The sequence below is a fragment of the Nocardiopsis sp. EMB25 genome (assembly GCF_026797795.1).
GTDB lineage: Bacteria > Actinomycetota > Actinomycetes > Streptosporangiales > Streptosporangiaceae > Nocardiopsis > Nocardiopsis lucentensis.
On record NZ_JAMTDN010000001.1, the window covers coordinates 3,074,409 to 3,100,393 of the forward strand.

General features: G+C 72.6%; 24 protein-coding genes. 12 read left to right on the top strand and 12 right to left on the bottom strand.

The features are described 5' to 3' along the window. Positions 1-58: 58 nt before the first annotated feature. The 3 genes from KIK06_RS13230 to KIK06_RS13240 all read left to right on the top strand — a co-directional run bounded on the left by KIK06_RS13230 (position 59) and on the right by KIK06_RS13240 (position 2,991). Complete coding sequence (locus KIK06_RS13230) at positions 59-1,432, top strand: M20/M25/M40 family metallo-hydrolase (RefSeq protein WP_268643348.1); 1,374 nt, start codon at positions 59-61, stop codon at positions 1,430-1,432. A 94-nt stretch (positions 1,433-1,526) separates the two neighbouring features. After that, a complete protein-coding gene (locus KIK06_RS13235) occupies positions 1,527-2,516 on the top strand; it encodes a S66 peptidase family protein (RefSeq protein WP_268643349.1) in 990 nt (329 codons plus the stop codon). 52 nt (positions 2,517-2,568) lie between these two features. Beyond that, positions 2,569-2,991, top strand: coding sequence for a hypothetical protein (locus tag KIK06_RS13240; RefSeq protein ID WP_268643350.1), 423 nt, complete (start codon positions 2,569-2,571; stop codon positions 2,989-2,991). On the opposite strand, the gene map is transcribed toward KIK06_RS13240, so the two are convergent. After that, the gene (map, locus tag KIK06_RS13245) at positions 2,978-3,748 is read right to left on the bottom strand and encodes a type I methionyl aminopeptidase (protein WP_268643351.1); all 771 of its coding nucleotides are present in this window, start codon (positions 3,746-3,748) and stop codon (positions 2,978-2,980) included. The genes KIK06_RS13240 and map overlap by 14 nt on opposite strands. A gap of 78 nt (positions 3,749-3,826) precedes the next feature. Here map and KIK06_RS13250 point away from each other — a divergent pair, with 78 nt between their 5' ends. From KIK06_RS13250 to KIK06_RS13260, 3 genes are all read left to right on the top strand, one after another. Then, positions 3,827-4,102 (top strand): helix-turn-helix domain-containing protein, encoded by a 276-nt coding sequence (locus KIK06_RS13250; RefSeq protein WP_017598019.1) that lies wholly within the window; start codon positions 3,827-3,829, stop codon positions 4,100-4,102. Positions 4,103-4,248: 146 nt separating this feature from the next. Then, on the top strand, positions 4,249-6,201 hold the full coding sequence (locus KIK06_RS13255) for an acyl-CoA dehydrogenase family protein (RefSeq protein ID WP_268643352.1): 1,953 nt from the start codon (positions 4,249-4,251) through the stop codon (positions 6,199-6,201). After that, complete coding sequence (locus KIK06_RS13260) at positions 6,202-6,801, top strand: PadR family transcriptional regulator (RefSeq protein ID WP_268643353.1); 600 nt, start codon at positions 6,202-6,204, stop codon at positions 6,799-6,801. 7 nt (positions 6,802-6,808) lie between these two features. On the opposite strand, the gene KIK06_RS13265 is transcribed toward KIK06_RS13260, so the two are convergent. Both KIK06_RS13265 and KIK06_RS13270 read right to left on the bottom strand, forming a co-directional pair. Continuing rightward, positions 6,809-8,755 carry a WD40 repeat domain-containing serine/threonine protein kinase gene (locus KIK06_RS13265; RefSeq protein WP_442789768.1) on the bottom strand — a complete coding sequence of 649 codons (1,947 nt, stop codon included), beginning with the start codon at positions 8,753-8,755 and terminating at the stop codon, positions 6,809-6,811. 221 nt (positions 8,756-8,976) lie between these two features. Next, positions 8,977-9,774, bottom strand: a complete 798-nt coding sequence (locus KIK06_RS13270) for a glyoxalase (protein WP_268643355.1) — start codon at positions 9,772-9,774, stop codon at positions 8,977-8,979. Positions 9,775-10,073: 299 nt separating this feature from the next. On the opposite strand from KIK06_RS13270, the gene KIK06_RS13275 reads away from it, so the two are divergent. The 3 genes from KIK06_RS13275 to KIK06_RS13285 all read left to right on the top strand — a co-directional run bounded on the left by KIK06_RS13275 (position 10,074) and on the right by KIK06_RS13285 (position 13,300). Continuing rightward, a complete protein-coding gene (locus KIK06_RS13275) occupies positions 10,074-11,378 on the top strand; it encodes an MFS transporter (protein ID WP_268643356.1) in 1,305 nt (434 codons plus the stop codon). 29 nt (positions 11,379-11,407) lie between these two features. Next, a complete protein-coding gene (locus KIK06_RS13280; protein ID WP_268643357.1) occupies positions 11,408-12,727 on the top strand; it encodes a GH1 family beta-glucosidase in 1,320 nt (439 codons plus the stop codon). 243 nt (positions 12,728-12,970) lie between these two features. After that, positions 12,971-13,300, top strand: coding sequence for a hypothetical protein (locus KIK06_RS13285; RefSeq protein ID WP_268643358.1), 330 nt, complete (start codon positions 12,971-12,973; stop codon positions 13,298-13,300). 54 nt (positions 13,301-13,354) lie between these two features. On the opposite strand, the gene KIK06_RS13290 is transcribed toward KIK06_RS13285, so the two are convergent. Both KIK06_RS13290 and KIK06_RS13295 read right to left on the bottom strand, forming a co-directional pair. After that, positions 13,355-13,534, bottom strand: a complete 180-nt coding sequence (locus KIK06_RS13290; RefSeq protein WP_268643359.1) for a DUF397 domain-containing protein — start codon at positions 13,532-13,534, stop codon at positions 13,355-13,357. Continuing rightward, positions 13,527-14,390, bottom strand: coding sequence for a helix-turn-helix domain-containing protein (locus tag KIK06_RS13295; protein WP_268643360.1), 864 nt, complete (start codon positions 14,388-14,390; stop codon positions 13,527-13,529). The genes KIK06_RS13290 and KIK06_RS13295 overlap by 8 nt, the downstream gene beginning before the upstream one ends. Before the next feature lie 241 nt (positions 14,391-14,631). On the opposite strand from KIK06_RS13295, the gene KIK06_RS13300 reads away from it, so the two are divergent. Next, the gene (locus KIK06_RS13300) at positions 14,632-15,501 is read left to right on the top strand and encodes a hypothetical protein (RefSeq protein WP_268643361.1); all 870 of its coding nucleotides are present in this window, start codon (positions 14,632-14,634) and stop codon (positions 15,499-15,501) included. 13 nt (positions 15,502-15,514) lie between these two features. Here the strand turns inward: KIK06_RS13300 and KIK06_RS13305 are convergent, their stop codons facing one another. The 6 genes from KIK06_RS13305 to KIK06_RS13330 form a co-directional block, all read right to left on the bottom strand. After that, positions 15,515-16,087 carry a hypothetical protein gene (locus tag KIK06_RS13305; RefSeq protein ID WP_017598007.1) on the bottom strand — a complete coding sequence of 191 codons (573 nt, stop codon included), beginning with the start codon at positions 16,085-16,087 and terminating at the stop codon, positions 15,515-15,517. A 107-nt stretch (positions 16,088-16,194) separates the two neighbouring features. Beyond that, positions 16,195-16,809 (bottom strand): TetR/AcrR family transcriptional regulator, encoded by a 615-nt coding sequence (locus KIK06_RS13310; protein ID WP_268643362.1) that lies wholly within the window; start codon positions 16,807-16,809, stop codon positions 16,195-16,197. A 75-nt stretch (positions 16,810-16,884) separates the two neighbouring features. Then, entirely contained in the window at positions 16,885-18,057 is a 1,173-nt protein-coding gene (locus KIK06_RS13315; RefSeq protein WP_268643363.1) for an acyl-CoA dehydrogenase family protein, read from the bottom strand. After that, the gene (locus KIK06_RS13320; RefSeq protein WP_268645975.1) at positions 18,054-20,102 is read right to left on the bottom strand and encodes an ATP-binding protein; all 2,049 of its coding nucleotides are present in this window, start codon (positions 20,100-20,102) and stop codon (positions 18,054-18,056) included. The genes KIK06_RS13315 and KIK06_RS13320 overlap by 4 nt, the downstream gene beginning before the upstream one ends. A gap of 107 nt (positions 20,103-20,209) precedes the next feature. Beyond that, a complete protein-coding gene (locus tag KIK06_RS13325) occupies positions 20,210-21,745 on the bottom strand; it encodes an acyl-CoA carboxylase subunit beta (protein ID WP_152486243.1) in 1,536 nt (511 codons plus the stop codon). A 107-nt stretch (positions 21,746-21,852) separates the two neighbouring features. Continuing rightward, a complete protein-coding gene (locus KIK06_RS13330; RefSeq protein ID WP_268643364.1) occupies positions 21,853-23,595 on the bottom strand; it encodes an acyclic terpene utilization AtuA family protein in 1,743 nt (580 codons plus the stop codon). Positions 23,596-23,747: 152 nt separating this feature from the next. On the opposite strand from KIK06_RS13330, the gene KIK06_RS13335 reads away from it, so the two are divergent. After that, a complete protein-coding gene (locus KIK06_RS13335; RefSeq protein ID WP_268643365.1) occupies positions 23,748-24,362 on the top strand; it encodes a hypothetical protein in 615 nt (204 codons plus the stop codon). Between the two features lie 221 nt (positions 24,363-24,583). Here KIK06_RS13335 and KIK06_RS13340 read toward each other — a convergent pair whose 3' ends face one another. Then, complete coding sequence (locus tag KIK06_RS13340) at positions 24,584-25,345, bottom strand: MBL fold metallo-hydrolase (RefSeq protein ID WP_268643366.1); 762 nt, start codon at positions 25,343-25,345, stop codon at positions 24,584-24,586. A 211-nt stretch (positions 25,346-25,556) separates the two neighbouring features. On the opposite strand from KIK06_RS13340, the gene KIK06_RS13345 reads away from it, so the two are divergent. Then, entirely contained in the window at positions 25,557-25,976 is a 420-nt protein-coding gene (locus tag KIK06_RS13345) for a YciI family protein (RefSeq protein WP_017598000.1), read from the top strand. Positions 25,977-25,985: the final 9 nt, after the last annotated feature.

Sequence of the window (25,985 nt, forward strand, 5' to 3'; positions counted from 1 at the left end):
GTGGCCACACCCTTATCACCGGGCCCCAACGACCCCAGCCGAGAGCGAGGCCGCACCCGTGGGCGACCCTTCCGAGGCGACGTACGACCTGGCCGCGGCGGGGGACGACGCCGTCCGTCTGGCCCGTGAGCTCGTGCGCAGGGACTCCACCAACCGCGGCGGCGGGGAGGGGGACGAGCGGGCGACCGCCGAGTTCGCCGCCGAGGCGCTGACCGACGCCGGTCTGACACCGCGGATCCTGGAGCCCGCGCATCGACGGTCCAACGTCGTCGTGCGCGTCCCGGGCACCGACCCGGACGCATCCGCCCTTCTGCTCCACGCCCACCTGGACGTCGTCCCCGCCCGAGCCGAGGAGTGGTCGGTCCCTCCCTTCGGGGGTGAGGTCGCCGACTGCCCGGTCACCGGAGCTCCGTCGCTGTGGGGACGCGGGACGGTGGACATGAAGAACACCATCGCCGTGGCCACCGCCGTCATCCGCCACTGGGCCCGGAGCGGGCTGCGCCCCAGGCGCGACATCGTGCTGGCCCTGGTCGCCGACGAGGAGGACAGCGCGGTGTTCGGCGCCGACTGGCTGGTGCGGGAGCACGCGCAGCTGTTCGAGGGCTGCCGGGTCGGGATCGGCGAGCGCGGCGGCCACACGGTCCACGCGCGCACCGCCTCCGGCCGGCCGGTGCGGCTCTACCCGGTCGCCGCGGCCGAGCGCGGGAGTGCCTGGCTCCGGCTACGCGCCCACGGAACCGCCGGACACGGCTCCCGGCCGCCCGCCGACAACGCCGTCGGCGCCCTGGCCGCCGCGATCGCCCGGATCGACGCCTACCGCTGGCCCCTGCGCCTGACACCGGTGACCCGCGCCGCGGTCGACGCGATCGCCGCCGCTCTGGAGGTCGAGCGCGTGCCCGGGGACACCGACACCGACGAGGCGGTCGACGCCCTGATCTCCCGACTGAACGCGGCCGCTTCGCTCGTGGCGCCGACGGTGCGCAACTCGGCGACGCCCACGACGCTGGCGGCCGGATACAAGGTCAACGTGGTCCCGGGAGAGGCGGTCGGCGGGGTGGACGGCAGGGTCCTGCCGGGGGCCGAGGAGGAGTTCGCGAGCGCGATGGACGCGCTCACCGGGGAGCGCGTGGACTGGGAGTACGAACACGCCTCGCCTCCGGTGGCCGCCCCCCTGGACTCGGGCGCGTTCCGGGCGATGCGGGCGGCGCTGGTGGCCCACGACCCCGGCGCGCACGTGGTCCCCGTCTGCATGGCCGGTGGCACGGACGCCAAGGTGTTCGCCCGGCTGGGGATCGACTGTTACGGCTTCTCCCCCATGCGGCTGCCGGAGGGGATGGACTACCCGGGTCTGCTGCACGGAGTGGACGAGAGGGTTCCTCTGGAGGGGCTGAGATCCGGGGTGGGCGTGCTGGACGCGTTCCTGCGGGCCTGAGGGAGCGGTCCGCCGGGGGGCGGAACACGATGCGGACGGTCTGCGTCCGACCGGAGACGGCGACGACCATGGACGGTGACGGGTGGGGAGGACGATGACCGAGGTGCGTGGTGCGCGGGAGGCCGTGGCCAGGGCCGTGCGGAGCGCCCGGGGCGTGCGGGAGCTGGTCCGGCCGCCCCGGCTGCGGGAGGGGGACCGCGTCCGCCTGGTGGCGCCGTGCAGCCCCGTTCCGGCCGCCCGGTTGGCGGCCGCGGCGGAGGTACTGGGCGAGTGGGGTCTGCGGGTGGAGTTCGCGCCGCACGTCCGCGAACGTCACCCGCGGCTGCCCTACCTCGCCGGGCCGGACGCCACACGGGCCGCCGACCTCCAGGAGGCGTGGTGCGACCCGGACGTGGCCGCGGTGTTCTGTGTGCGCGGAGGCGACGGGGCGCACCGGACCCTGGACCTGCTGGACTTCGACGCGATGCGCCGCGCACGCCCGAAGGCGTTGGTGGGGTTCAGCGACATCACCGCGCTGCACGAGGCCTTCGCCGTCGAACTGGGGGTGGCGACGGTGCACGGGCCGGTCGTGGGGACCCGGTACTTCGTGGGCGACCAGGTCGCCCAGCACGAGCTGCGCACGACCCTGTTCGCCCCGGAGCAGCGGACGGTGCTGACCTCCCCGGGGGCACACGCGCTGGCGCCGGGACGGGCCCGGGGGGTGACCTTCGGCGGGAACCTGAGCCTGCTCAACGACGGTCTGGCCACGCCGCACAGCAGGCTGTCGGCCGACGGGGGCATCCTGCTGCTGGAGGACGTCGGGGAGGACGTGGCGCGGATCGACCGGATGCTCACCCACCTGTTGCGGACCGGCTGGCTGGACGGGATCGCCGGGGTGGCGCTGGGGACGTGGACGGACTGCCCTCCGGACCTGGGGGTGATCGCCGACCTGATGCGCGACCGTCTGGCGCCGCTGGGCGTACCGGTGCTGTGGGGGTTGGAGTTCGGCCACTGCGCGGCCCAGCTGACGGTTCCGCTGGGGGTGCCCGCTCAGCTCGACGCCGAGGACGGCAGCCTGGAGCTGGCCGTCCCCGGACTGGAGTGAGGCGCGCCGGACCCATTGACCTCAATTAATGTTGAGGTTGCACGATGGCCGCATGGCTTCGACACACGACACCACTCTCCTGTTCCACAACACCATGCGGATCACCCCCGGACGCCTGGACGAGTTCCGGGAGGCGATCCGACGGGCGGTCGAGTTCACCGAGCGACACGCGCCGCAGCTGATGGTGCAGGTCTTCCTCGACGAGGAGCGGATGCTGGCGCACAGCTTCCAGCTCTACCGCGACTCGGCCTCCGTCCTCACCCACTGGCAGCTGTCCGACCCCTACATCCGCGACGTGATGAAGCACTGCTCGGTGCGGGCGTTCGAGGTGTACGGGGAGCCCGACCAGGAGGTGGCGGACGGGCTCACCTCATCGGAGTTCGACGCGCCCGTGGTCTTCCTCCCCCGGCTCGGGGGCTTCACCCGCCCCCTGGGGGAGCCGCTCCCCGGACAGGAACCGGTCACGGGAGGGTGAGGACCACCGGCCCCTCCTCGGTGACGGCGACGGTGTGCTCGACGTGGGCGGCACGGGACCCGTCGGCGGTGCGCACCGTCCAGCCGTCGCCGGCGTGGACGTAGGCGTCGGTTCCGCCGCGCACGAGTTGGGGTTCGATCGCGATCACCAGCCCGGGGCGCAGGACCACGCCTCTACCCGGACGCCCCTCGTTGGGGACGTCCGGGGCCTCGTGCATGACGCGGCCGATGCCGTGACCGCAGTGGTCGGCGGTGAGGCCGTACCCGGCGGCGCGCGCCCGCGCGCTGATGGCGTGGCCGACGTCGCCCATGCGCGCACCGGGACGGGCGGCGGCGATCCCCCGCGCCAGGGCGGCCTCGGCATCGGCGATCAGCCGCACGTCGGCGGGGTCGGGGGCCTCGCCGACCAGGAAGCTCACGGCGGCGTCGGCCGACCAGCCGTCCAGCCGGGCGCCGCAGTCGACGCTGACCAGGTCGCCGTCCTGCAACGCCCGCCCGGTGGGGACGCCGTGCACGATCTCGTCGTTGACGCTCAGGCACACCACGCCGGGGAAGGGCGTGGGCGCCCACGACGGGTGGTAACCGCGAAAGAGCGGCTCGGCCCCACTGGCGGCGATGACGTCGGCGGCGGCGCGGTCCAGTTCCAGACCGGTGCGCCCGGGGGCGGCGACGGCCCGCGCGGCGGCCAGGGCCCGCGCCACCACGCGTCCGGCCTCGCGCATCCGGGCGATCTCCTCGGGGGTCTTCAGTTCGACCACGGGGCTTCCTCTCCTGGGGTGGGATATCTATACCGGTATTACTATACGACCCACGGCGGTGCGGGCTACACTCTCGGCATGGTTCGTGAACCGCTGACCGCCGACCAGATCGAACGGGGCCGCCTCCTCGGGGCCCTCCTGCGCGCTGCCCGCGCCGACCGGACGATGGTCGACGTCGCGCGTCAGGCCGGGATCTCGGTCGAGACCCTGCGCAAGATCGAGGGCGGCCGCGTCCCCACTCCCGCCTTCTTCACCGTGGCCGCCGTGGCCACCGCGCTCGACGTCTCCCTGGACGACCTGCTGCGCAGGGTCCACGACACCGCCGCCGCCCGGGAGACGGCCGCCGCCGTCTGACCCGACCTCGGCGCGACGCCCTGGCCCGCCCACCCGTACCGTGGGGGCCACCACAGCCGCGTCTCGGGCGTGTTCCCGACACGCCCGGGCCCGGCAGTGGTAGGCACGGGAGTGGCCGCGCCGTCGAGCACCACCAGGGGGAGACCATGACCGACCGGGCACTACGCGTGGACGAGGCCGAGCTGCGCGGCCTCCTGGACGGACGCTGGGCGAGCGTCCGCGAACGCGCCCGCGACCTCCTCCAGGGGGACGAGTTCGCCCCGGTCCACGGGCTGTCGGTGGAGGACCACCGCGCCCGCGTCCTCACCCAGCTCAAGACCCTGGCCAAGACGGAGATCCCCGCTTACGGCTTCCCCGAGTCGGTCGGCGGAGCCGACGACATCGGCGCCTCCGTCGTCGCCTTCGAGATGCTCGTCGCCGACATGTCCCTCATGGTGAAGGTGGGGGTGCAGTGGGGGCTGTTCGGCGGGGCGATCCGCGCTCTGGGGACCGAACGCCACCACGCCGCGTACCTGCCCGACGTCATGTCCGTCGACCTGCCCGGCTGCTTCGCCATGACCGAGACCGGACACGGCTCCGACGTCCAGCACCTACGCACCACGGCCGCCTACGACCCCGCGACCGAGGAGTTCGTGGTCCACACCCCCGACGAGTCGGCGCGCAAGGACTACATCGGCAACGCCGCCCGCGACGGCCGCATGGCGGTGGTCTTCGCCCAACTGCGCACGGACGGCGCCGACCACGGCGTGCACGCCCTGATGGTGCCGATCCGGGACGAGGACGGCTCCCCCGCCCCCGGAGTGCGCATCGAGGACTGCGGCGCCAAGGCCGGGCTCAACGGTGTGGACAACGGCCGCCTGTGGTTCGACCAGGTGAGGGTGCCGCGCACGAACCTGCTCAACCGGTACGGCGACGTCGCCGCCGACGGCACCTACTCCAGCCCCATCGACAACGAGAACCGGCGCTTCTTCACCATGCTCGGCACGCTCATCCGGGGCCGGATCAGCGTGGCCGGGGGCTCGGGCACGGCCACCAAGGCGGCCCTGGCCATCGCCACGCGCTACGCCGACGTCCGGCGCCAGTTCACCCGGCCCGCGGGCGACGGCCAGCCCGAGCGCGAGGTCCGCATCCTGGACTACCTCGCCCATCAGCGCAAACTCCTGCCCGCTCTGGCTCGGACCTACGCCCTGCACTTCGCCCAGGAGGAGCTGGTCTCCCGCCTGCACGAGCTGTCCCGTTCCCCCGAGCGCGACGAGCACGCCCAGCGCGAACTGGAGTCGCGGGCCGCCGGGCTCAAGGCGGTGGCCACCTGGCACGCGACCCGGACGATCCAGACCTGCCGGGAGGCGTGCGGCGGCGCCGGGTACCTGGCGGAGAACCGCATCCCCCAGCTCAAGGCCGATTCCGACATCTTCACCACGTTCGAGGGTGACAACACGGTCCTGATCCAGCAGCTCACCAAGGGCCTGCTGACCGACTTCCGGGAGTCCTTCGGCGACCTGGACCAGCTGGCGTTGGCGCGCTTCATGGCGGGCCGGGTGTTCGAGGGCGTCATCGAGCGCACGGCGGCCAAGCCGCTGATCGACCGGCTGATCGCGGCCGCTCCGGGGCGCGGCGAGGAGGCCGACCTGTACAACCGGGGCTGGCAGCTGGAGCTGTTGGAGGACCGTGAGAAGCACGTGGTCGAGGGGCTGGCGCGGCGGCTGCGCCGAGCCCGCCGGGACGGCAGCGACGCCTTCGAGGTGTTCAACCGCGCCCAGGACCACGTCCTGGCGGCGGGCCGGGCGCACATGGACCGGGTGGTGCTGGAGGCGTTCGTGGCGGGGATCGACCGCTGCGGGGACCAGGCGACCGCCAAGCTGCTCAGCCGGGTGTGCGACCTGTACGTCCTGTCGGTCGTGGAGGAGGAGCGCGCCTGGTTCCTGGAGCACGAACGCCTGTCCACCGCCCGTGCCAAGGCGGTCAGCCAGGCGGTGAACGACCTGTGCCGGGGGCTGCGGCCCTACGCGGTCACGCTGGTGGACTCCTTCGGCCTGCGCGACGAGTGGCTGGGCGCCCCGATCGCCCTCGGCGCGGAGCACGCGCGCCAGGGCGAGTAGATGTCGGCGATCAGACTGCTGGTGCTGGGCGCGGTCCGCCTCCACGGCCGCGCCCACGGCTACCAGGTGCGCGCCGACCTGGAGCACTGGGGCGCGCACGAGTGGTCGACGGCCAAGCCGGGGTCGATCTACCACGCCCTCAAGCAGTCGGCGCGGCAGGGGCTGCTGGTCGCGCACGAGGTCGCCCCGTCCACGGCCGGTGGACCGCCCCGCACGGAGTACGAGATCACGGAGAGGGGCGAGGAGGAGTACCTCTCCCTGCTGCGCGCGGCGCTGTCCGCCCACGACGAGCGCTTCGACGTGCTCTCGGCGGCGCTCGGGTTCATGGTCGACCTGCCGCGCGCGGAGGTGTTGGAGCTGCTGCGGAGGCGGGTCGGGGCGCTGGAGTCCTGGCGGGAGCACGTCGCGGAGCACCGGGCCCCCGCCGGGGGTCCGGGGGCGACCGGGCACATCGAGGAGATCATGGACCTGTGGACGCACACGGCGGAGTCGAACGCCGTGTGGACCCGCGCACTGATCGGCCGGATCGAGGGCGGCGCGCACACCTTCGCGGGTGAGGGCGGCGCCCCCTTCGACGGGCTGCTGGCCGAGGACGCCTAGGCGGTGCTCAGTCGAGTGGCCACAGGTACACGTCGCCGTTACGGGCGATGGCCAGGGTACTGCCGTCGGGGCTGAAGCGCGTCATCGAGAGCCCCAGGTAGAACGGGCTCATGGGGAACCTGGTGACCTCCTCTCCGGTCTCGACGTCCCAGAGCACGGTGGCGCCGTTGTCGCTGACGGCCAGGGTGGAGCCGTCGGGGCTGAAGGTCACCTCGTAGATCACGCCCTGGTGGTCGGGGAAGGCGGTGATCTCGCGCCCGCTCTCGGGGTCCCACAGCCGGACGGTGCCGTCGACACCGCCGGTGGCCAGCATGGTGCCGTCGGGACTGAACTCCATCGTGTGAACGTAGTCCTCGTGCCCGGTGAGCTCGGCGATCTCGTCCCCGGAGCCGACGTCCCGCAGATGGGCGGTGCCGTCGCCGTGGCCGATGGCCAGGGTCCCTCCGTCGGGGCTGAACTCCAGTTCGTAGGCCCCAGCCCCGGAGTCGTCGATCAGACGTATCCGGTCCCCGCTTCCGGTGTCCCACAACCCGGCCATGCCGACGGAGACGGCCGCGGTGGCGCCGTCCGGGCTGAACGCCGTCGGCCAGGCGAAGTTCCCGCCGACGAGGGGAACGATCCCGTCGCCGCTGTCGGCGTACCACAGCCGGAGGGGTCCGTCCTCGGCCAGGAAGGTGAAGGGGTCGTCCTCGTCGTCACCCGCGATGGTGATGTCCGTCGAGCCGGTCCAGTCCTCGGCCAGGGAGAAGTCGAGCCGCTCACCGGACTCGACGTCCCACAGCCAGGTGGCGCTCCCGGTTCCGGCGGCGTTGCCGACCCCGGTGGCGAGCATGGAGCCGTCGGGGCTGAACACCACCGACCGCACGGCACCCTCCCCGTCGTGCTCGAAGGTCATGTCCGGGCTGGTCCCACTCGTACCGGAGCCGAGGAGACCGCCGTCCCCGGAGTCGCGGGAGTCGTTCCCCGCGGTTCCACTCGCCCGGTCCGACCCGGACGCGTTCGTGACCAGTTGGACGCCGACCCACAGGAAGAGCGCGACGACGGTCACCGCGGCGCCCGCGCCGAGCAGCCACGTGCGCGTGGAGTTCCAGCCGGACCCGCGGTGTCCCGGTGCCACCGGCTCCGCCGAGGGCCGGACCGCCGTCGGGGGTGGGGCAGGCGGGGCGGGTTGGGGAGGCGACGCGGACGAGGGTACGACGGCGGTCGGGTGCGGCCAGGATCCGTGCAGATCGTGCTCCGCGAACCGGGAGAGGATCTGGGCCGGGGTGGGGCGCCGCGCGGGATCGTGGTTCCAGCAGTCGCGGATCAGCGCCCGCACCCGCGGATCGATCTCCCCCGGATCGGGCGCGGGACCGATCAGACGGCGCAGGGTCTCGGCCATCGTGGCCCCGACGAACGGATTGACTCCCGTGGCGGCGTAGGCGAGCACGGTCCCCAGCGAGAACACGTCCGAGGCCGGGCCCACCCGGGACCCGTCGGTCTGCTCCGGGGACATGTACGGCAGTGTTCCGAACACCGCGCCGTGCGTGGTCATGCTGTTGACGTCCAGCGGACGGGCGATACCGAAGTCGATGATGCGGGGTCCGTCGTGGGCCAGGATGATGTTGCCCGGCTTGAGGTCGCGGTGGACCAGATCGCTGGAGTGCACCGCCGAGAGCCCCTCGGCGAGCCCGACCGCCAGAACGTGGAGGGCCGGGGGCCGGAGGGGACCGGACTCACGTACGGCCCGCTCCAAGGTGGGGCCGGGGATGTGGGCGGTGGCGATCCAGGGCGCCTCGGCGTCGGGGGCGGCGTCCACCACCTGGGCGGTGTGGAAACCGCCGACCCGTCGCGCCGCGTCGGCCTCGCGGGCGAAGCGGGAGCGAAACTCCGGGTCCTGGGCGAGTTCGGAACGGATGACCTTGATGACCACCTGCCGTCCGGAAACGGTGCGGGCGAGGTAGACCTGGCCCATCCCACCAGCTCCCAGTCGGGCGGTGAGGCGGTAGGGGCCGATGTGAGGGGGGTCTGTGGGGTGCAGGGGGTCCACGGTGTCGGCTTTCTACCAAGGGGAGGGGTGGTGGTCCGTGTCGCCCGGGGATTATGTCAGCAACCCCTGGAGTCGACGGGCCCCGGCCCGGACCGGACCGCCGTTCCGGCGGCGGTTCCCGTCCGCTCGGCGGCCGACCCCCGCGCCTAGGACGGTTCCTCACCCAACCAGCGGCGCAGGTCCCCGGCGTTGCGCAGCTCCGCCTCGACCACGCTCCGCTCCTGCTCGGTCAGTTCGATCTCCCTGAGCCGGTCGCGCCGGTCCGCCGCCTCCGCGTGGTCGCCCAGGGCGGTGGACAGCTCGACCAGCATCGCCAGCGCCGTGGCGCGTTCGACGTCCGTGGCCTCGTCCGCGCGCCTGCGCAGCGCGGACTCCAGCTGTCGGGACGCCGCGAGGTCGTCGGTCTTGAAGTCGCGCAGGATCCGGGCGTTGTCCAGGGCCCGCGCGAACGGCGGCAGCCCCTCCGAGCCGCCGTACTCCGGCTCCTCCGGTTCATCGCGCTGGATGAAGATGACCGAGTTGCCCGAGGGATCCATGAGGGTGAAGCGACTCGCGCCGGGCCGGTACCGGGTGACACGGGGCAGGCCGCGGCCGAGGACCTTGCCGAAGGCCTCGCGCATGCCCCGAGTGATGGCGGCGTGGTAGGCGGCGACGTCGTCGACCATGACCAGGCACCCGCCGGTGTGCTCCATCGACGGGTCCAGGCCCTTGGGCGGACGGCCGAAGTGCAGGTCGAAGCCGCTCCAGCGCAACGCGAGGTAGAGATAGGGCCTGCGCTGGTCGTGGGTGACCTCGAAGCCGATCGCGCGGAAGAACTCAATCGTCGCCTCCGGGTCGAAGCAGTGCAGCACCGGGATGACCGTCTCGTCGGGGCGCACGGCGATCGGCCGTTCGCCGGGATGGTCCCTGCGTTCGGCGCCGGGCGCGGCCGAGCCCTGACCCATCGCACCTGCTTCGGACGCCCGCCGGACGGAGGCGCCATCCGTCTGAGCGCCCGACACGCTCGCGGACTCGTCCCCCGCCGCCCCGCCACGTCCGGTCATGACCCGCCCCCAATTGATCAAGTTTGACTACTCGGCGAGCCTAAGCGGCGCGAACACTGCTAGTCAAACTTGACTAATAGTCCCGACGCGCGCCGGGCGACTCCGGCGGAAGGCCCGCGCGGGGATCGCGCGCACGGGGACTTCCGTTCGGTTGCGTGATCCACCTAACATGAGGGAAATTCACGTTAGGTAGGTCGTCCGTGCGCACACCCCCCGCGCGATCCCCCTCCCCCGACCCCCCACCCGACGACGGCTCCGCCCTCCCCACCGCGCTGGCCGAGCCGACGCGACCGGTACGCGCGCCCTGGGTGGCCGGGATCTGCCTGGCCAACCTGGGCATGTGGATGGCGTTCTTCGGCCCGCTCCAGATCCTGCTCCCCGAGCAGATCACCCTCATCGCCCCCGACACCAAGGAGGCCACGCTCGCCTGGGTGACCGGGGTCGGCGCGGCGATCGCCATGGCCGCGACCCCGCTGGCCGGAGCCCTGTCGGACCGCACCACCGGACGGTTCGGGCGCCGCCGCCCGTGGATCGTGGCCGGCGCGGTGCTCGGCGCCGCCGGGCTCATCGCCCTCGGCTGGCAGGAGAGCGCGATCGGCGTACTCGCGGGCTGGTCGTTCGTCCAGGGCGCGCTGTCCTGTCTGAACGCGACCCTGCTCGCCGCCGTCCCCGACCACGTTCCGGTGCGCCAACGCGGGGCGGTGTCGGGGTGGATCGGCGTCCCCCAGTCGGCCGGGGTGGTCGCGGCGGTGCTGCTGGTGACCGTGGTGGCCACGGGGATCGCCCCCGGGTACGCGCTGATCGGCGTGCTCGTCCTCGTCTGCGCGCTGCCCTTCGCCCTCATGGCGCCCGACCCGCCGCTGCCCCGGCCGGCGCGCCCGCCGTGGAGCGACCTCCTCCGAAGCCTGTGGGTGTCGCCCCGCCACCACCCCGACTTCGGATGGGCCTGGCTGACCCGGTTCCTCATGCAGACCGGCAACGCCATGTTCACGCTCTACCTGCTGTACTTCCTGCGCGACGGGGTGGGCTACGAGGAGCTGTTCCCCGGCTCGTCGGCGGCGGACGGCCTGCTGGTGCTGATCCTCGTCTACACGGTGGCGGTCGTGGCCACGACCGTGGTCGCGGGGCTGGTATCGGACCGGATCGGGCGCCGCCGGGGCATGGTCGCGCTGTCCGGCGGGGTGATGGCGCTGCCCGCGTTCCTGCTCGCCGTGTTCCCCACGTGGCCGATGAGCCTGGTGTGCGCGGTAGTGCTGGGGGTGGGGTTCGGGGTGTTTCTGTCGGTGGACAACGCCCTGGTCACGCAGGTGTTGCCGACCGCCGAGGGACGGGCCAAGGACCTGGGGATCGTGAACATCGCCAGCGCCGGACCCCAGGTGATCGCGCCCGCGCTGGCCGGTCCGATCGTCGTGCACCTGGGCGGCTACCCGGTGCTCTACACCGTGTGCGGCCTGCTCACACTGCTGGGCGCCGCGTTCGTCTGGAAGATCCGGGGCGTGGCGTGAGGCCGCGCCCGACGAGGAAGGAAACCACCGTGCCGTCACCGTTCCTGTGGGGCGTCGCCTCCTCGGCGCTGCAGGTCGAGGGTGCCCTGACCGAGGACGGGCGCACCCCGTCGATCTGGGACGACTTCCACCGGCGCCCGGGCGCCGTCCGCGACGGGCACAGCCCGGCCGAGGCGTGCGACCACTACCACCGGTGGGCCGAGGACGTGGAGCTCCTGGGCCGACTGGGGGTGAACGCCTACCGGTTCTCGGTCTCCTGGCCGCGTGTGGTGCCCCGCGGCCGGGGGCCGGTGAACAAGTCCGGCGTCGCCTTCTACGACCGCCTGGTGGACGCGCTGCTGGAGCGGGGGATCGAACCGGTGCCGACCCTGTTCCACTGGGATCTTCCGGTCGAGCTGGAGGAGGCGGGCGGCTGGTCGGCGCGCGAGACGGCGCACGCGTTCGCCGAGTACGCCGCCGCCACCGCCGACGCGTTGGGCGACCGGGTGCGGCGTTGGATCACCCTGAACGAGCCGGTCGTGCACATGGCCTACGGGCACGCGTTCGGGATCCACGCGCCCGGCCGGGTCCTGGACGTGCCGGACGTGCTGGCGGTCGCCCACCACCAGCTGCTGGCGCACGGGCTGGCGGCACGGGAGCTGCGTTCGCGCGGCCTGGAGGTGCTGCTCACCAACAACTACTCCCCGGTCGAGCCCGCCTCGGACTCCCCGGCCGACCGCGCGGCGGCCGACGCCTACGACGCCCTGCACAACCGCCTGTTCACCGATCCCGTTCTCTTCGGCGGCTATCCGAACCTGTCGGCCTTCGGGGCGGGAGAGGTCCCCGGAGCGCGCGACGGCGACCTGGAGCTGATCGCGGGCAGCGTGGACGGATTGGGCGTGAACTACTACAACCCGTCCAGGATCGCCGCCCCCGCCGAGGAGTCGGGGCTACCGTTCGACTTCGCCGAGGTCACCGGTGTGCCGACCACGGCGTTCGGGTGGCCGGTGGCGCCAGAGGGGCTGGAGCGGTTGCTCCTCCTGCTCGGCGAGCGCTACGGGAACGCGCTGCCGCCGCTGTACGTCACGGAGAACGGGTGCTCGCAGACCGACGCCGTCACACCGGACGGCCGTGTGCCCGACCCCGAGCGGATCGCCTACCTGGAGGGCCACGTCGCGGCGGTGGACCGGGCACGGGAGCGCGGCGCGGACGTGCGCGGGTACTTCGTGTGGACGCTGACGGACAACTTCGAGTGGGCGGAGGGCTACCACCAGCGGTTCGGTCTGGTGCGCGTGGACCACACGACCCAACGGCGGACGCCCAAGGACTCGTTCGACTGGTACCGGGGGCTCATCGCCGCCCGGCGGTGAACCCGCCCCAGCCTCCAGACATGACGGCGGCGTGCGGGCCACCCGGAACCAGCCCGGGGCCAGGCGGCCCAGGGGTTCGTTCGGTATGACGAATCCATCCTCGGAACTGTTTGTTTGCATTGGCCGCGATTGGACCTGGTTCAGATGACGGATTCGTTTCTGTTTCCGCGTTCCGCCATTCGATTCCGGTCTTCGTGTTCTACGCTGCCGACACCAGAACGAACATGATCCAGGGGAACCCACATGACATCCGGACGTCGGCTCGCCACGCTCACCACCGCGCTCACAGCGGCGGCGGCACTTCTGTGGGGAGGCTCCGCAGCAGCCTCGGACACCAGCCAGGATGAGGTGCTTCGTGGTTGCGCCCGGGATGTGCTGGCCGAAAATGCGGTCGACGCGGAAACGACGAACAAGACCCTGATGCTCCTGGAGGATGCGCAGGCCCAGGGTCTCACGCAAGAGTCCGAGGAAACTCTCAAGCAAGAGGTGAAGCAACTCTTCGTAGCGGCGGGTCAGGGGGACAAGCTCGCGGCGGTGTTGACGGGGTTCGATGCCTGCGTCAACGGACGCTGAGCCCGGCGGCGTGCACGCGATCGTGCACGCCGCCGGTTCGATTCGTGGGAGGGATCAGGCTCGTTCGTCGCGCAGGCCGTGGAGAAGCGCGGCCCACTGGTCACCCGGGAAGCTGAGGTACCCGAGGCTCCGGTTCTGTGTGTCCCGGACCTTCACCACATCCGGGGCCTCGCAGACCTCCACGCAGTCGCCGCTTCGGCCGCTGTAGCTCGACTTGTGCCAGTTCTCAGTCATGTTCAACCTCTTCGTTCATCCGGCGCATCAGGTCGATCGACGCCAGCGGGGGTAGCGCCCATGACAGCAGTTCCCGGTAGATCGCCTGGTGATTGGCAACCTCCAGGTGGTCGTCGATGATCACCCCACCACCCGTGTGCTCGGCGTAGACGACAGGGGAGCCGTTGTCGGAGCCGATCACACGGAATGCACCTGAGGCACCACCGATGTAGGGAGTCCCTTGGGGTACCACCAACAACTTCAGCCTCTCGGATTCTGCCAGACGCACCAGATGCGCTCGCTGCTCGCGCATCACGTCACCCTTGCCCACGGGAGCGCGAAGGACCTCCTCCGGAATCACAGCCAGGAGCTTGGGGTTGTTCGCCTGCACGAGCGCGTCCAACCGCTTCACCCGAAGCTCGGCCAGATGCTCGTGCTGCTGCGCCGCGTCGAGAAGCCGTGACTGCTGGAAGATCTCCAACGCGTACGCCTTGGTTTGGAGGAGACCCGGCACGAGGTTCGGATGGAACATGTGAATCTCGGTCGCGTTCTCCTCCGAGTTGGTCACCTGCTCGTACCACTCGGGGTCGCCCTCCCCCCGTACGGCCTGCAACCAGCTCCGCATGAGTGCGCCATTGGTAGCGAAGAAGGCGTCGAGCCGCTTCGCAGCGTCCTCTTTCGTCCTACGCGTCCCCCTCTCCATCGCACCGAGCATCTGCGGGGAAACACCGGCATGGGGTGCCAGGCGTTCGAGACTCAGCCCCGCCTGGAAGCGACGACGCCGGATCTCGGCCCCGAACTCCCGCCAGACAGCAATTTTTCGTTCCGTCACGGCAGCAGACAAGCACAAGACCGCTACATGCATGAGTGCTTTCACTACTTAATGCTCCAAGAGTGACGCAACTCTTGCCTCCAAGTAAGGCTCCTCGAAGACTCGAAGCAGACGAAAAACCGCCCCAAGCTGTGCTTTCACCCGGAGAACAGTCCAGCACACGAGCGTTACTCGTCACACTGCCGTTCGCTACCGAGGAGCCATACATGGTGCAGCAATTCAGCCAATTTCGGACGCAAATGGACTTCCGGTCGTCCGGTCGGCCGATAAGTGCGGGAGGCACCCGATGAAGCCTCCGACCGGGTCCAACGAATTCGGCCCCGTCCTCCCCCGCCCCGCCGTGGACGAACACGTCGCGCACGGCTACACCACCGTCCAGATCGTCCGACTGGCCGTCTGGGCGGCCCGCGAGTGCAACTGGGTGAACGGCATGGAGATGACCCACCGCGCCGAAACCGCCTGGGAGGCGATCACCGAGCACCTCCACCTCACGCACGAACGCCCCGAGGAGACCGAACTCATCTCGATCGGCTGGAAGGCCATGAAGGCCCAGCACTACCAGGACCTCCGGGCGCACGGCTACGGCGGCCAGGACCAGTCCGTCCTCTCCCGCGCCTTCGTCCGGTACTGGACCAGCGCCTCGGCACCCACGCACGGCCACGAGGACCTCATCGTGGACCGCCTCGCCTTCGCCCAGATCTGGCGGACCCTGACCGAACCCCAACGCGACGCCCTGCGTGCCCTGGCCGAGTACGGCGACCGCGCGAGCGCCGCCCGCTCGCTGAACCTGTCCGACAACGCGTACTGCTCCGCGCTGGCCCGCGCCCGAAGGAACTTCTTCGCCCTGTGGCACGAACACGAGCAGCCCTCACGGCTGTGGGGCGCCGACCGCCCCGGAGCCCGCCACCAGAACCCCATGTACCTGCTGCGCCAACGACGCCGCAAGGCGGAACAGCGCGCCCGGAGGGGCCAGAGCGGGCCGAGGGCGCGCATCGGCCGCCCGCGCCGGAACCTGGGGGTGTCCGACGCCGAGATCCTCGCCCGGCACGAGGCCGGGGAGAGCATGAACGCCCTGGCACGGGCGCTGGGCACCTGCCGGGACGTCATCCAGCACCGGATCGACACCGCCCGGTCCGAACGTGCCGATGCCGGATGAGGGACGCCCGAATCTACTCGCTCGCGACGGCGTCGAGCGGTCCGCTGTCCGCCCGGTCGACGCCGCCGGCCTCGGCCTGGCGGACCGGTTCCCACCACCACCAGTGCGACTCGGGCACCCAGGCGGGCACCTCCTCGCCGCTGACCGGGCTGGCGTCGGCCGCCACCGCGACGAGGGCGTCGTCGATGCGCGGGACGGCCTCCAGGTCCACCGGGCGCAGGAACCGATTCCACGGAACGAACTCGTCACCGAGGATCTGGAGCATCGACCGCCGCCAGCAGGCGGGCCGGTAGCCCTCGTGCCGACCGTTCTCCGCCGCTGTCTGGGTGCGCACCACGTACAGGCTGAGCCGGTCGGGATTGTTCCCGCTGACCAGCAGCTCGGCCAGGGTCGAGTTGAAGTTCCGCCCCGCGGGGGAGGCGCGTTCGGCCTCCGTGGTGGCCCGGTACAGCTCGAAGAGCGCGGCGAACGCGGCGTCCATCAGGGCGTCGCGATCCCTGCGCCGTGCGGCGCTCTCCGCGAACGCGTCCACCGCCTGCCTGGCCAGGCCGGGCAGGTCCCGGCCCGTTTCCGCACCCACCGTCACACCGTCCGTCCGGTCTCATCCGCGTATGTGTCTGGTCCGGGCCCGAGCCCGAACGCTTCCGATGATAGACATCCGCGCGGCCGCGCACGCCGCGCGGAGCCGAACGCTCACCCGTGCTCCCGCCCGAGCGCCTGGTCGAGCATCCGCGCCCACTGGCGCACGATCCCCCGCCGACGTGCGCTGTCGTCGCTGAGCAGGTTGGCCAGGCCCAGCCCGCGCGCCAGATCCAGCGTCGCCTGCACCGCCTCCCGTACCCCCGGGACCGCCTCGTCCGCCCCGAGGAGCTCCACGGCCGCCCTGTGGATCTGACGCCCCACCCGTTCCTCCATCGGGATGACGCGGTCGCGCAGAGCTGGGTCGCTGGCGGCGCCCGCCCACAACTGGAGCGCGGCGTGGAAGTCCTCGCCGCTGAACGCGTCCACGACCATCTGGACGACCGCCTCGGTGCGGTCGGGTCCCTCCGGGACGGAGACGGCGCCTCGCCGGAGCTCCTCGCCCCGACTGTCGACCATCCGGTCCAGCGCGGCGAGGAACAGCTCGTCACGGGTGGGGAAGTGGTGCTGGGCCGCGCCTCGCGACACCCCGGCCGCCTCGGCGACCGCGCCGACCGTCGCCCCGGCCACGCCGCGCTCGGCCAAGCAGCGCACGGCCGCGTCCAACAGCCTGGCCCGGGTGGCCCTGCTGCGCTCCTGTCTCGGCTCCCGGTCGAGCTCGGTGCCCACGTCGCGCCCCCTCAACTGCGGTGCGCGGACACGCCGCGCCCGGGGCGGGCGCGGCGTGTCCGCGCGGTCGATCGATCAGTACGACTTGGGCAGGCCGAGGGACTGCTGGGCCACATAGTTGAGCACCATCTCCCGGCTGACCGGCGCGATCCGGGCCAGGCGCGCGGCGACGACGGCCGCGCCCAGACCGTACTCGCTGGCCAGGCCGTTCCCGCCCAGGGTCTGGACCGCCTGGTCGACCGATCGCACGCACGCCTCGGCGGCGGCGTACTTGGCCATGTTGGCGGCCTCGCCCGCCCCCGCGTCGTCGCCGGAATCGTAGCGGAGCGCGGCGTGCTGGGTCATCAACCGGGCCTGTTCCGTCTCGATCTTGACCTGTGCGAGCGGGTGTGCCAGACCCTGGTGGGCGCCGATGGGCGTGTCCCGCCACACCGTGCGCTCCTTGGCGTAGGCGACCGCCTTGCCCAGGGCGTGCAGGGCGCTGCCGGTGGCCAGCGAGGCGGCCATGATCCGTTCGGGGTTGAGCCCGGCGAACAGCTGGAGCAGCCCCGCCTCGGGATCGCCGACCAGCGCGTCGGCGGGCAGGCGGACGTCGTCCATGAACAGCTGGAACTGGTGGTCGGGGCTGACCAGGTCCATCTCGATCGGGCGCGCCTCGAACCCGGGGGCGTCGGTGGGCACGACGAACAGCGCCGCGCTCAGGCGCCCCGTCGCCTCGTCCTCGATCCGGCCGACGATCAGGACCGCGTCGGCCACGTCCACTCCGGAGATGAAGGTCTTGCGGCCGTTGAGCACCCAGCCGTCGCCGTCGCGGCGGGCGGTGGTGGTGATGCGGTGGGCGTTGGAGCCGGCGTCGGGTTCGGTGATGGCGAAGGCCATGATGGCCTCGCCGGTGGCCAGCCCGGGCAGCCAGCGCCCGCGCTGGGCGGGGGTGCCGAAGCGGGACAGGACGGTGCCGCAGATGGCCGGGGAGACCACCATCATCAGGGTGGGGCACCCGGCGGCGCTGAACTCCTCCAGGACGGCGGCGAGGTCGCCGATGCCGCCGCCCCCTCCGCCGTACTCCTGCGGGATGTTGACGCCCAGGTAGCCGAGGCGTCCGGCCTCCTCCCACAGTTCGGTCAGGTAGGCGCCCTCCCTCGCCCTGGATCTGTAGTAGTCGGATCCGTACTTCTCGGCGAGGGCGGCCACCGCGGCGCGCAGTTCACGGCGTTCGGACGGTTCGTCGAAGGTCATGGCCCCGGTCACGTGTCGGTCCCTTCGTGGTCCTGTTCGGCGTAGTCGAGTACGGCGAGGGGCACCCCGGCGGGCACCCGCTGTCCCGCCGCGACCGGGAGGTCCCGGACGGCACCGGCGGCGGGAGCGGTGACGCGGTGCTCCATCTTCATGGCTTCCAGGCGCAGCAGGGTCTGTCCCGCGCGCACCTTCTCCCCCACGACCACGTCCACGGCGGTGACCGTGCCCGGCATGGGGGCGGGCAGGGCGCCCGGGTCGACGACGGTCCCGGGTCGGGGCAGGAGGTCGACGGGGATGAGGGTGACCGATCCCCGAGAGGAGTCGACGTGGACGTCGGGGTCCCCGTCGTACCGGTGGACGGTGAAGGGGCGGCGCAGACCGTCGACCTCCAGCACCACCAGGTCAGGGGAGGCGGACAGGACCCGGACACCGGGGCGTTCGGGGACGTGGGCCCCGCGGACGGACCGGTGGGAGGCGGTGATCGGTGTCCCGCCGCCTTCGGCGCGTACGTACTCGCGGGTGTGCGGCCGCGACGGGATGTTGCGCCAGTGGGCGGGCACTCCCGCGGGAACGGGTGTGCGGCCTCGGGCGGCCTCGGCCGCCGACAGGCTCGCGGCCAGGGCGGCGAGGTCCCCGGTGTCGGTGTCGGCGAGCGGCTGGGCGAGTGCGGTGAGCCGGTCACCGGTGAGGTAGCCGGTGGTGAGACGGGCCCGCCGGGCGGGGTCGGGGTGGTCGGCGTCGGTGAGGGCGGGATGGCGCAGGGCGCGGACGAGCAGGTCCCGGTTGGTGCCCACACCGTGCACGCGCGCGGTGGCCAGGGCCGCGGACAGGCGGCGCAGAGCGTCGCGGCGGTCGCGGCCCAGGGCGATGACCTTGGCGAGCATGGGGTCGAAGTCGGCGCTGACCGTGTCGCCGGGCTCGACGCCGCTGTCCAGGCGCACTCCGGGGGCGGTGAGCGGGGTGAAGGCGGCGGTGGCGGCGGGGACGTCGAAGGCGCGCAGCACACCGGTCCGGGGCCGCCAGTCCTGGCGGGGGTCCTCGGCGTACAGGCGGGCCTCGATCGCGTGGCCGCGCGGGGCGGGCGGGCCGGAGGCGGGCAGTGCCTCGCCCTCGGCGACGCGGATCTGCCACTCGACCAGGTCGAGCCCGGTGACGCACTCGGTGACCGGGTGCTCGACCTGGAGCCGGGTGTTCATCTCCAGGAAGACGGGGGCACCGGGTCCGTCGTCGTGGACGGGGACGAGGAACTCGGCGGTCCCGGCGCCGACGTAGCCGATCGCCCGGGCCATGGCGCGGGCGGCCCCGTGCAGGCGGTCGCGCAGGGTGTCGGGGAGCCCGGGGGCGGGGGTCTCCTCGATCACCTTCTGGTGACGGCGCTGGACGGAGCAGTCGCGTTCGCCCAGGGCCCACACGGCGCCGTGGGTGTCGGCGAGGATCTGCACCTCGACGTGCCGGCCGTGGTCGACGTAGGGCTCGCAGAAGACGGCCGGGTCGCCGAACGCGGCGGCGGCCTCGGCGCGGGCGGAGGCGGCGGCGTCGGGCAGCTCGGCGAGGGCGCGAACGACGCGCATACCCCTCCCCCCGCCCCCGGCGGCGGCCTTGACCAGGACGGGCAGGTGGTCGGCGGTGACGTCGTCGGGGTCCAGGGCCGCGGCGACGGGGACCCCTGCCTCGCGCGCGATGTGCTTGGCGCGGGTCTTGGAGCCCATGGCGGCGATCGACTCGGGGGGCGGGCCGACCCAGGTGAGTCCGGCGCCGACGACCGCGCGGGCGAGGTCGGCGCTCTCGGACAGGAACCCGTAGCCGGGGTGGACGGCGTCGGCGCCGGCGGACAGGGCCGCGGCGACCAGTGCGCCGGGGTCCAGGTAGGCGGCGGCCGGTCCGGCTCCGTCGGGGACGGGCAGGCGCACGGCGGTGTCGGCCTCGGCGACGTGCGCGGCGGCGGCCTCCTCGGGGGTGTCGGCGTGGACGGCGACGGTGGCGACCCCCAGGGCGCGGCAGGTGCGCAGGACGCGGCGGGCGATCTCGCCGCGGTTGGCGACCAGGAGGGTCGTCACGGGGGCTGTGGCGGGGGCGGCCGGGGGCGCCGTGGCGGGGGCCGGTCCGGTCTGGGACGGTGGTGGGGCGTGGTCGGGCACGTCGGGTCTCCTCTCCTCGTCCGGGGTCACATCCGGAACACGCCGAAGCGGTCGGTGCCGCGAACGGGGGCGTTGTGCGCGAAGGACAGGCACAGGCCCAGGACGGTGCGGGTGTCGCGGGGATCGATGACGCCGTCGTCGTAGACCCGCCCGGACAGGAACAGGGGGAGCGACTCAGCCTCGATCTGCCGTTCGACCATCTCGCGCATCGCGGTGTCCTGGTCCTCGTCGTAGGGCTGGCCCTTCCTGGCGGCGGACTGGCGGGCGACGATCGACAGGACCTCGGCGAGCTGGCGCGGGCCCATGACGGCCGACCGGGCGCTGGGCCAGGCGAACAGGAACCGGGGGTCGTAGGCGCGGCCGCACATCCCGTAGTGCCCGGCGCCGTAGGAGGCGCCGATGAGCACGGAGAAGTGCGGGACGGTGCTGTTGGAGACGGCGTTGATCATCATCGAGCCGTGCTTGATGATGCCGCCCTGCTCGTACTCGCGGCCGACCATGTAGCCGGTGGTGTTGTGCAGGAAGACCAGAGGGGTGTCGGCGCGGTTGGCGAGCTGGATGAACTGGGCGGCCTTTTGCGCCTCGGCGCTGAACAGGACGCCGTCGTCGTTGGCCAGGATCCCGACCGGGTAGCCGTGCAGGGTGGCCCACCCGGTGACCAGACCGGCGCCGTAGGCGGGTTTGAACTCGTCGAACACCGAGCCGTCGACGATCCGGGCGATGACCTCGCGCGGGTCGACGGGGACCTTGAGGTCGGGCGGCATGACGCCCAGCAGCTCCTCGGCCGGGTAGAGGGGTTCGGCGGCGGGACCGCCCGGGACCGGGCCGGCCTTGGTCCGGTTGAGGCGGGCGACGAGGCTGCGGCCGATGCGCAGGGCGTCGCGTTCGTCCTCGGCAAGGTGGTCGGCGAGCCCGGAGACCTCGGCGTGCATGCGCGCGCCGCCCAGCGACTCGTCGTCGCTCTCCTCCCCGGTGGCCGCCTTGACCAGCGGTGGGCCGCCGAGGAAGACCTTCGAGCGGTCGCGGACCATGACGACGTGGTCGCACATGCCCGGGATGTAGGCGCCCCCGGCGGTGGAGTTGCCGAAGACGAGCGCGATCGTGGGCACCCCGGCGGCGGACAGGCGGGTCAGATCACGGAAGGTACGCCCGCCGGGAACGAAGATCTCCTTCTGGGTGGGCAGGTCGGCGCCACCGGACTCCACGAGGTTGATCAGCGGCATGCGGTTGTGCTCGGCGATCTGCGCCGCGCGGGCCGACTTGCGCAGCGTCCACGGGTTGCTGGAGCCGCCGCGCACGGTGGGGTCGTTGGCCACGATGACGCACTCCGTGCCGGAGACGACCCCGACCCCGGTGACGACGCTGGCGCCGACGTGGAAGTCGCTGCCCCACGCGGCCAGTGGGGAGAGTTCGAGGAAGGGGCTGCCCTCGTCAAGGAGGAGTTCGATCCGTTCGCGGGCGAGCAGCCCGCCCCGGGACCGGTGCCGCTGGACGTAGCGCTCACCGCCCCCGGCCACGGCCTTGGCGTGTTCGGCGTCGATCTCGGCGAGGGCGGTCAGCATGGCCTCGCGGGCCTCGGCGAAGGCGGGCGAGGCCGCGTTCAGGCGGGTGGGAAGGACCGAGCCGAAGGTGCGCGTCGGGTGTGGCGGGGCGGGACGGGAGGGTGTGCTCACAGCGCGCCCACCTCCTCCAGCAGCGGTCGGGGGATCGGTGTCCGTCGGGCCCGCAGCCACTCCCCCAGCCCCTTGGCCTGGGGGTCCGGTCCCTCGCGGCGTGGGGTGCCGGGGGCGAGCAGGTCCTCGATCCAGAAGTTCACGGCGCGCAGGTTGGGCAACACGTGGCGGGTGACCTTGAGGTCGGCGGTCTCGGGGAGGAGTTCGCGCAGGCGGTCGACGGTGAGCTCGTGGGCGAGCCAGCGCCACCCCAGGTCGGTTCGGGCCCAGACGCCCACGTTGGCGTCGGCTCCCTTGTCTCCGCTGCGGGCGCCCAGGACCAGGCCGAGGGGGGCGGTCCGTGCGGCGTGCGGGGGCAGGGGTTCGGGCAGCGGGGGGTCGGGGAGGTCGAGGAGTTCGCGGGTGCGGGCGGGCGGCGGGATCGGCGCGCCGTCGCCGTCGGGGAGGATGACGGTGTGCTCCACCTCGGCGGCGGGGACGAGCGCCTGGGTGATGGCGACCCCGTCGGGGCGGGCGTCGCGCGGCGGCGCGGCCAGGTGGAACCCCGCGTAGCTGGCCAGGGCCAGTTCGACGGCGGTGGCGCCGAAGGACCGGCCGACCGTGGCGGGGTCGTGGTCTCGGGCCACGACGCGCAGACGGGCGGTGGCGGAGTCCTGGTCGGCTGCGTGGGGGTCGCGCGCTGGCGTGAACTCGAAGTGCAGGTCACCGGGCTTGCGCCTGTCGAGGGCGGCGCGCATCTGGCGTTCGGCGTGGCGGGCCTTGTCCTCGGCGTCCAGACCGGTGATGAGGAACTCGACCTCGCCCCGGAAACCGGTGAGGCTGGTCAGGCCCACCTTGAGCTCGGGGGGCGGCGCCTCCCCGCGCACGCCGCTGATCCGAACCCGGTCGGGGCCCTCCTGGTCGAGTCGGACGGTGTCCAGCCGCGCGGTGACGTCGGGCCCGGGGTAGCGGGGTCCGGCGACCTCGTAGACGAGCTGGGCGGTGACGGTCCCGGTGGTGACGGCGCCGCCGGAGCCGGGGTGCTTGGTGACGACCGCGCCGCCGTCGGCGTGGATCTCGACGAGGGGGAAGCCGGGGCGGTCGAGGTCGCGGCCCTCGCGCACGAGGTCGGCGGCGAAGGCGTAGTTGCCCCCGGTGGCCTGGGCGCCGCACTCGATGACGTGTCCGGCCACGGTCGCCCCGGCCAGGGCGTCGAGGTCGTCGCGGGTCCAGCCGTGGTGGGAGATCGCGGGGCCCACGGCGAGGGAGGCGTCGGTGACGCGGCCGGTGACCACGATGTCGGCGCCCGCGTCCAGGCAGGCGGCGATGCCGAAGGCGCCCAGGTAGGCGTTGGCGGTCAGGGGGGTGCCGAGGTTGAGCTCCTCCGCGCGGTGGAGGAGGTCGTCGCCGGTGACGACGGCGATGCGGGGGTCCAGATCGCACTGGTCGGCCAGTTCGGTGAGCCGGTCGGCGAGGCCGCGCGGGTTGAGGCCGCCCGCGTTGGTGACCACCCGGATCCGGCGCTCCATGACCAGGGACAGGCACTCGCGCATCTGGCTCAGGAAGGTCCTGGCGTAACCGCGGCCCGGGTCGGCGAGCTGGTCGCGGCCCAGGATCGCCATGGTCAGCTCGGCCAGGTAGTCCCCGGTGAGGACGTCCAGGGGGCCGCCGGTGAGCATGTCGCGGACCGCGGAGAAGCGGTCGCCGTAGAAACCGGAGGCGTTCCCGACGCGCAGCGGGGGCGCTGGTGTCGCAGTCATGGATCGAGAGTGACACCGGACACACGAAAAAACAAGCGCATGTGATTGTTTTTCTCTCGAACGTCCCGATGCTCACCACATGGCCGGAAGTGGCCACGGAGTGTGGGTTAGTGAGTCCGCGCGAGGGGAGACGCGCGGGGTAGTTTGGCGCGGTGAGTACCTCCCACGACGACAACAGACCCAGCACGGACGCCGCCGGGGACACGCCCGCCGAGGCCGCCGAGGCGAACGCGGAGACGGCCGACGAGCCGACCGGAGACACCGCCGGGGACGGACGCGGAGCCGGGGCCACGGCGAAGGACGCCGGAGACGGGACCGCGTCGGCCGAGGGCGCCAAGGGCGGGGACGCGAGCGAGGACTTCCTCATGGGCACGCCCCTGCCGCCGGCCTCCACCCTGGGCGGTGTCTTCTCCGCCGAGACCTTCGCCGTGGTCGGACTGCTCCTGCTGGCCCCCGTCATCATCAACTCGCGGCTCTTCGAGTTCTTCGCCTGGTTCGTGCTCGGCGGCGCGGTCTCGGCGCCCGCCAGCAGCGGTTCCGAGATCACGGTGGCTGGCGGGCTCAGCGCCCTGGCCGTCCTCTCCGGGGCGGTCTCCCTGTTCCGGAGCGGGGCGCACACGCGGGCCTCGGCACGCTGGGTGGCGGCGGCGACGGTGCTCGTCGGCGCGCTGTTCCTGCTGCTCGCGGTCACCACCTACGCCTGGGTGCCCGAGCCGTCCGCGGAGTTCGGCTGGTTCGGCTACGAGCCCTACAGCCTCAACGGCTGACCCGATCCACCGCCGCTCACGTTCGGCGTCGGTGTACACGCGCGCGGCGGGTCCCGGACCGCTCCGGCCGGGTCACCCGTACCCGCGGACCGGCCCAGCCGACTGCCTGGGGACGCTCCGGGCGGCCGGTGCCGAATCCGCGATCCTCCGGATCAGCGAGGCCGGCGGCGTGCTCGGCGCCGTCACGCGCTCCGTCCTGGACCGCGACCGCCGCCCCCCTCTCACCAGGTCCGTGAGGCGTTGACCCGGGCCGCGGCGACCGCCTCGGCCATGGGCACGCGCGTGAGCGGCCCGTGCCCGGGCAGCAGGAGATCGGCGTCCAGCCCGGCGACCGTGTCGAGCGCGGCCAGCATCCGGTCGCGGTCGTGGTGGAAGAGCGACGGGAGCGGCTGGGGCCCGGTGAGGCGGGAGATCGCGTGGCCGGTGCACAGGGTGTCCCCGGTGACCACCGCGCCCGCCGACGGCAGGTGGTAGCAGTTGTGTCCGGAGGTGTGACCGTAGGTCGGCACCGGCACCGGGCGCCCCGGCAGGTCCAGCGGCCCCTCGCCCGGGAAGGGGAGTGCGCGCACGGGCTCCCTGCTGGTGCCGCCCGACCTCAGGACGTGCAGGGTCCACGAGGCCACGCCGGGACGCCACAGGTGGGACAGGATCGTGGCGGGGGTGACCTGCTCGAGGTACTCACGGGCGGCGTGCGGCACCTCGCGGGCGTCCGCGTACACGGGGGTGCCGTACCTCGCGGTGAAGCGGGGCAGAGAGCCGATGTGGTCGACGTGGGCGTGCGTGACGAGGACGCCGCGCACGTCCTCGGGACGGTGGCCGATATGGCGGATCGACCCCTCCACGGCGTCGGCGTCGCCTGGATAGCCCGCGTCGATGAGCGTGAGGTCGTCGCCCTCCTCGAGGATCACCCAGTTGACGTGGGCTCCACCGACGAAGTAGACGCCGTCCGCGGCCTTGACGACACCCTCCGGTCGTGCTGACACGTTCTCCCCGCCTCCGGTTCCGGCAGCTCTGGCCGGGGCGCGCGGCCCCGCCGCGAACGTAGCAGTGCCGCCCCCGCCGGGAAAGGTCTTCGGACGTCACGGAGACTCGCGGAAAAAGTTCGGCGGCCGTGTCGATCCGCGTTGCCCCGGTTCGACCTACGGATGAGAGGGTTCCACGCAGGAGCCCGGACATCCCAGGGAGTACAGAGCCATGAAGTACATGCTGATCATGCGCGCGACGGACGAGGCCATGGAGAACATGGGGGACGTCGACTTCGACACGATGCTGGAGACGGTCGGCAGGTTCAACGACGAACTGATCCGCGCCGGTGTCCTGCTCGCCGCGGAGGGCCTCGCCGACCCCTCCGAGGGCGTGGTCGTCGACACCTCCTCGGAGCCCCCGGTGGTCACCGACGGCCCGTACGGGGAGACCAAGGAGCTGTTCGGCGGGTTCTACCTCCTCAACGTGGCCTCCAAGGAGGAGGCCGTGGAGTGGGCCAAGCGGATCCCGATCGCCGGTCCCGGTTTCAAGACCGAGATCCGCCGGGTCACCACGATCGACGAGTTCCCGCAGGACAACGAGTGGATCAAGAAGGAGCGGGCGTGGCGCGAGGCCACGGGCCAGCTCTGAGCGGACGGA

Excerpts from the sequence above, each read along its gene's own strand:
- KIK06_RS13235 (WP_268643349.1), top strand. The coding sequence starts at position 1,527 with ATGACCGAGGTGCGTGGTGCGCGGGAGGCCGTGGCCAGGGCCGTGCGG.
- KIK06_RS13240 (WP_268643350.1), top strand. The coding sequence starts at position 2,569 with ATGGCTTCGACACACGACACCACTCTCCTGTTCCACAACACCATGCGG.
- KIK06_RS13250 (WP_017598019.1), top strand. The coding sequence starts at position 3,827 with ATGGTTCGTGAACCGCTGACCGCCGACCAGATCGAACGGGGCCGCCTC.
- KIK06_RS13255 (WP_268643352.1), top strand. The coding sequence starts at position 4,249 with ATGACCGACCGGGCACTACGCGTGGACGAGGCCGAGCTGCGCGGCCTC.
- KIK06_RS13260 (WP_268643353.1), top strand. The coding sequence starts at position 6,202 with ATGTCGGCGATCAGACTGCTGGTGCTGGGCGCGGTCCGCCTCCACGGC.
- KIK06_RS13265 (WP_442789768.1), bottom strand. The coding sequence starts at position 8,755 with ATGGGCCAGGTCTACCTCGCCCGCACCGTTTCCGGACGGCAGGTGGTC.
- KIK06_RS13270 (WP_268643355.1), bottom strand. The coding sequence starts at position 9,774 with ATGGGTCAGGGCTCGGCCGCGCCCGGCGCCGAACGCAGGGACCATCCC.
- KIK06_RS13285 (WP_268643358.1), top strand. The coding sequence starts at position 12,971 with ATGACATCCGGACGTCGGCTCGCCACGCTCACCACCGCGCTCACAGCG.
- KIK06_RS13290 (WP_268643359.1), bottom strand. The coding sequence starts at position 13,534 with ATGACTGAGAACTGGCACAAGTCGAGCTACAGCGGCCGAAGCGGCGAC.
- KIK06_RS13300 (WP_268643361.1), top strand. The coding sequence starts at position 14,632 with ATGAAGCCTCCGACCGGGTCCAACGAATTCGGCCCCGTCCTCCCCCGC.
- KIK06_RS13325 (WP_152486243.1), bottom strand. The coding sequence starts at position 21,745 with ATGCTGACCGCCCTCGCCGAGATCGACGCCGAACACGCCAAGGCCGTG.
- KIK06_RS13330 (WP_268643364.1), bottom strand. The coding sequence starts at position 23,595 with ATGACTGCGACACCAGCGCCCCCGCTGCGCGTCGGGAACGCCTCCGGT.
- KIK06_RS13345 (WP_017598000.1), top strand. The coding sequence starts at position 25,557 with ATGAAGTACATGCTGATCATGCGCGCGACGGACGAGGCCATGGAGAAC.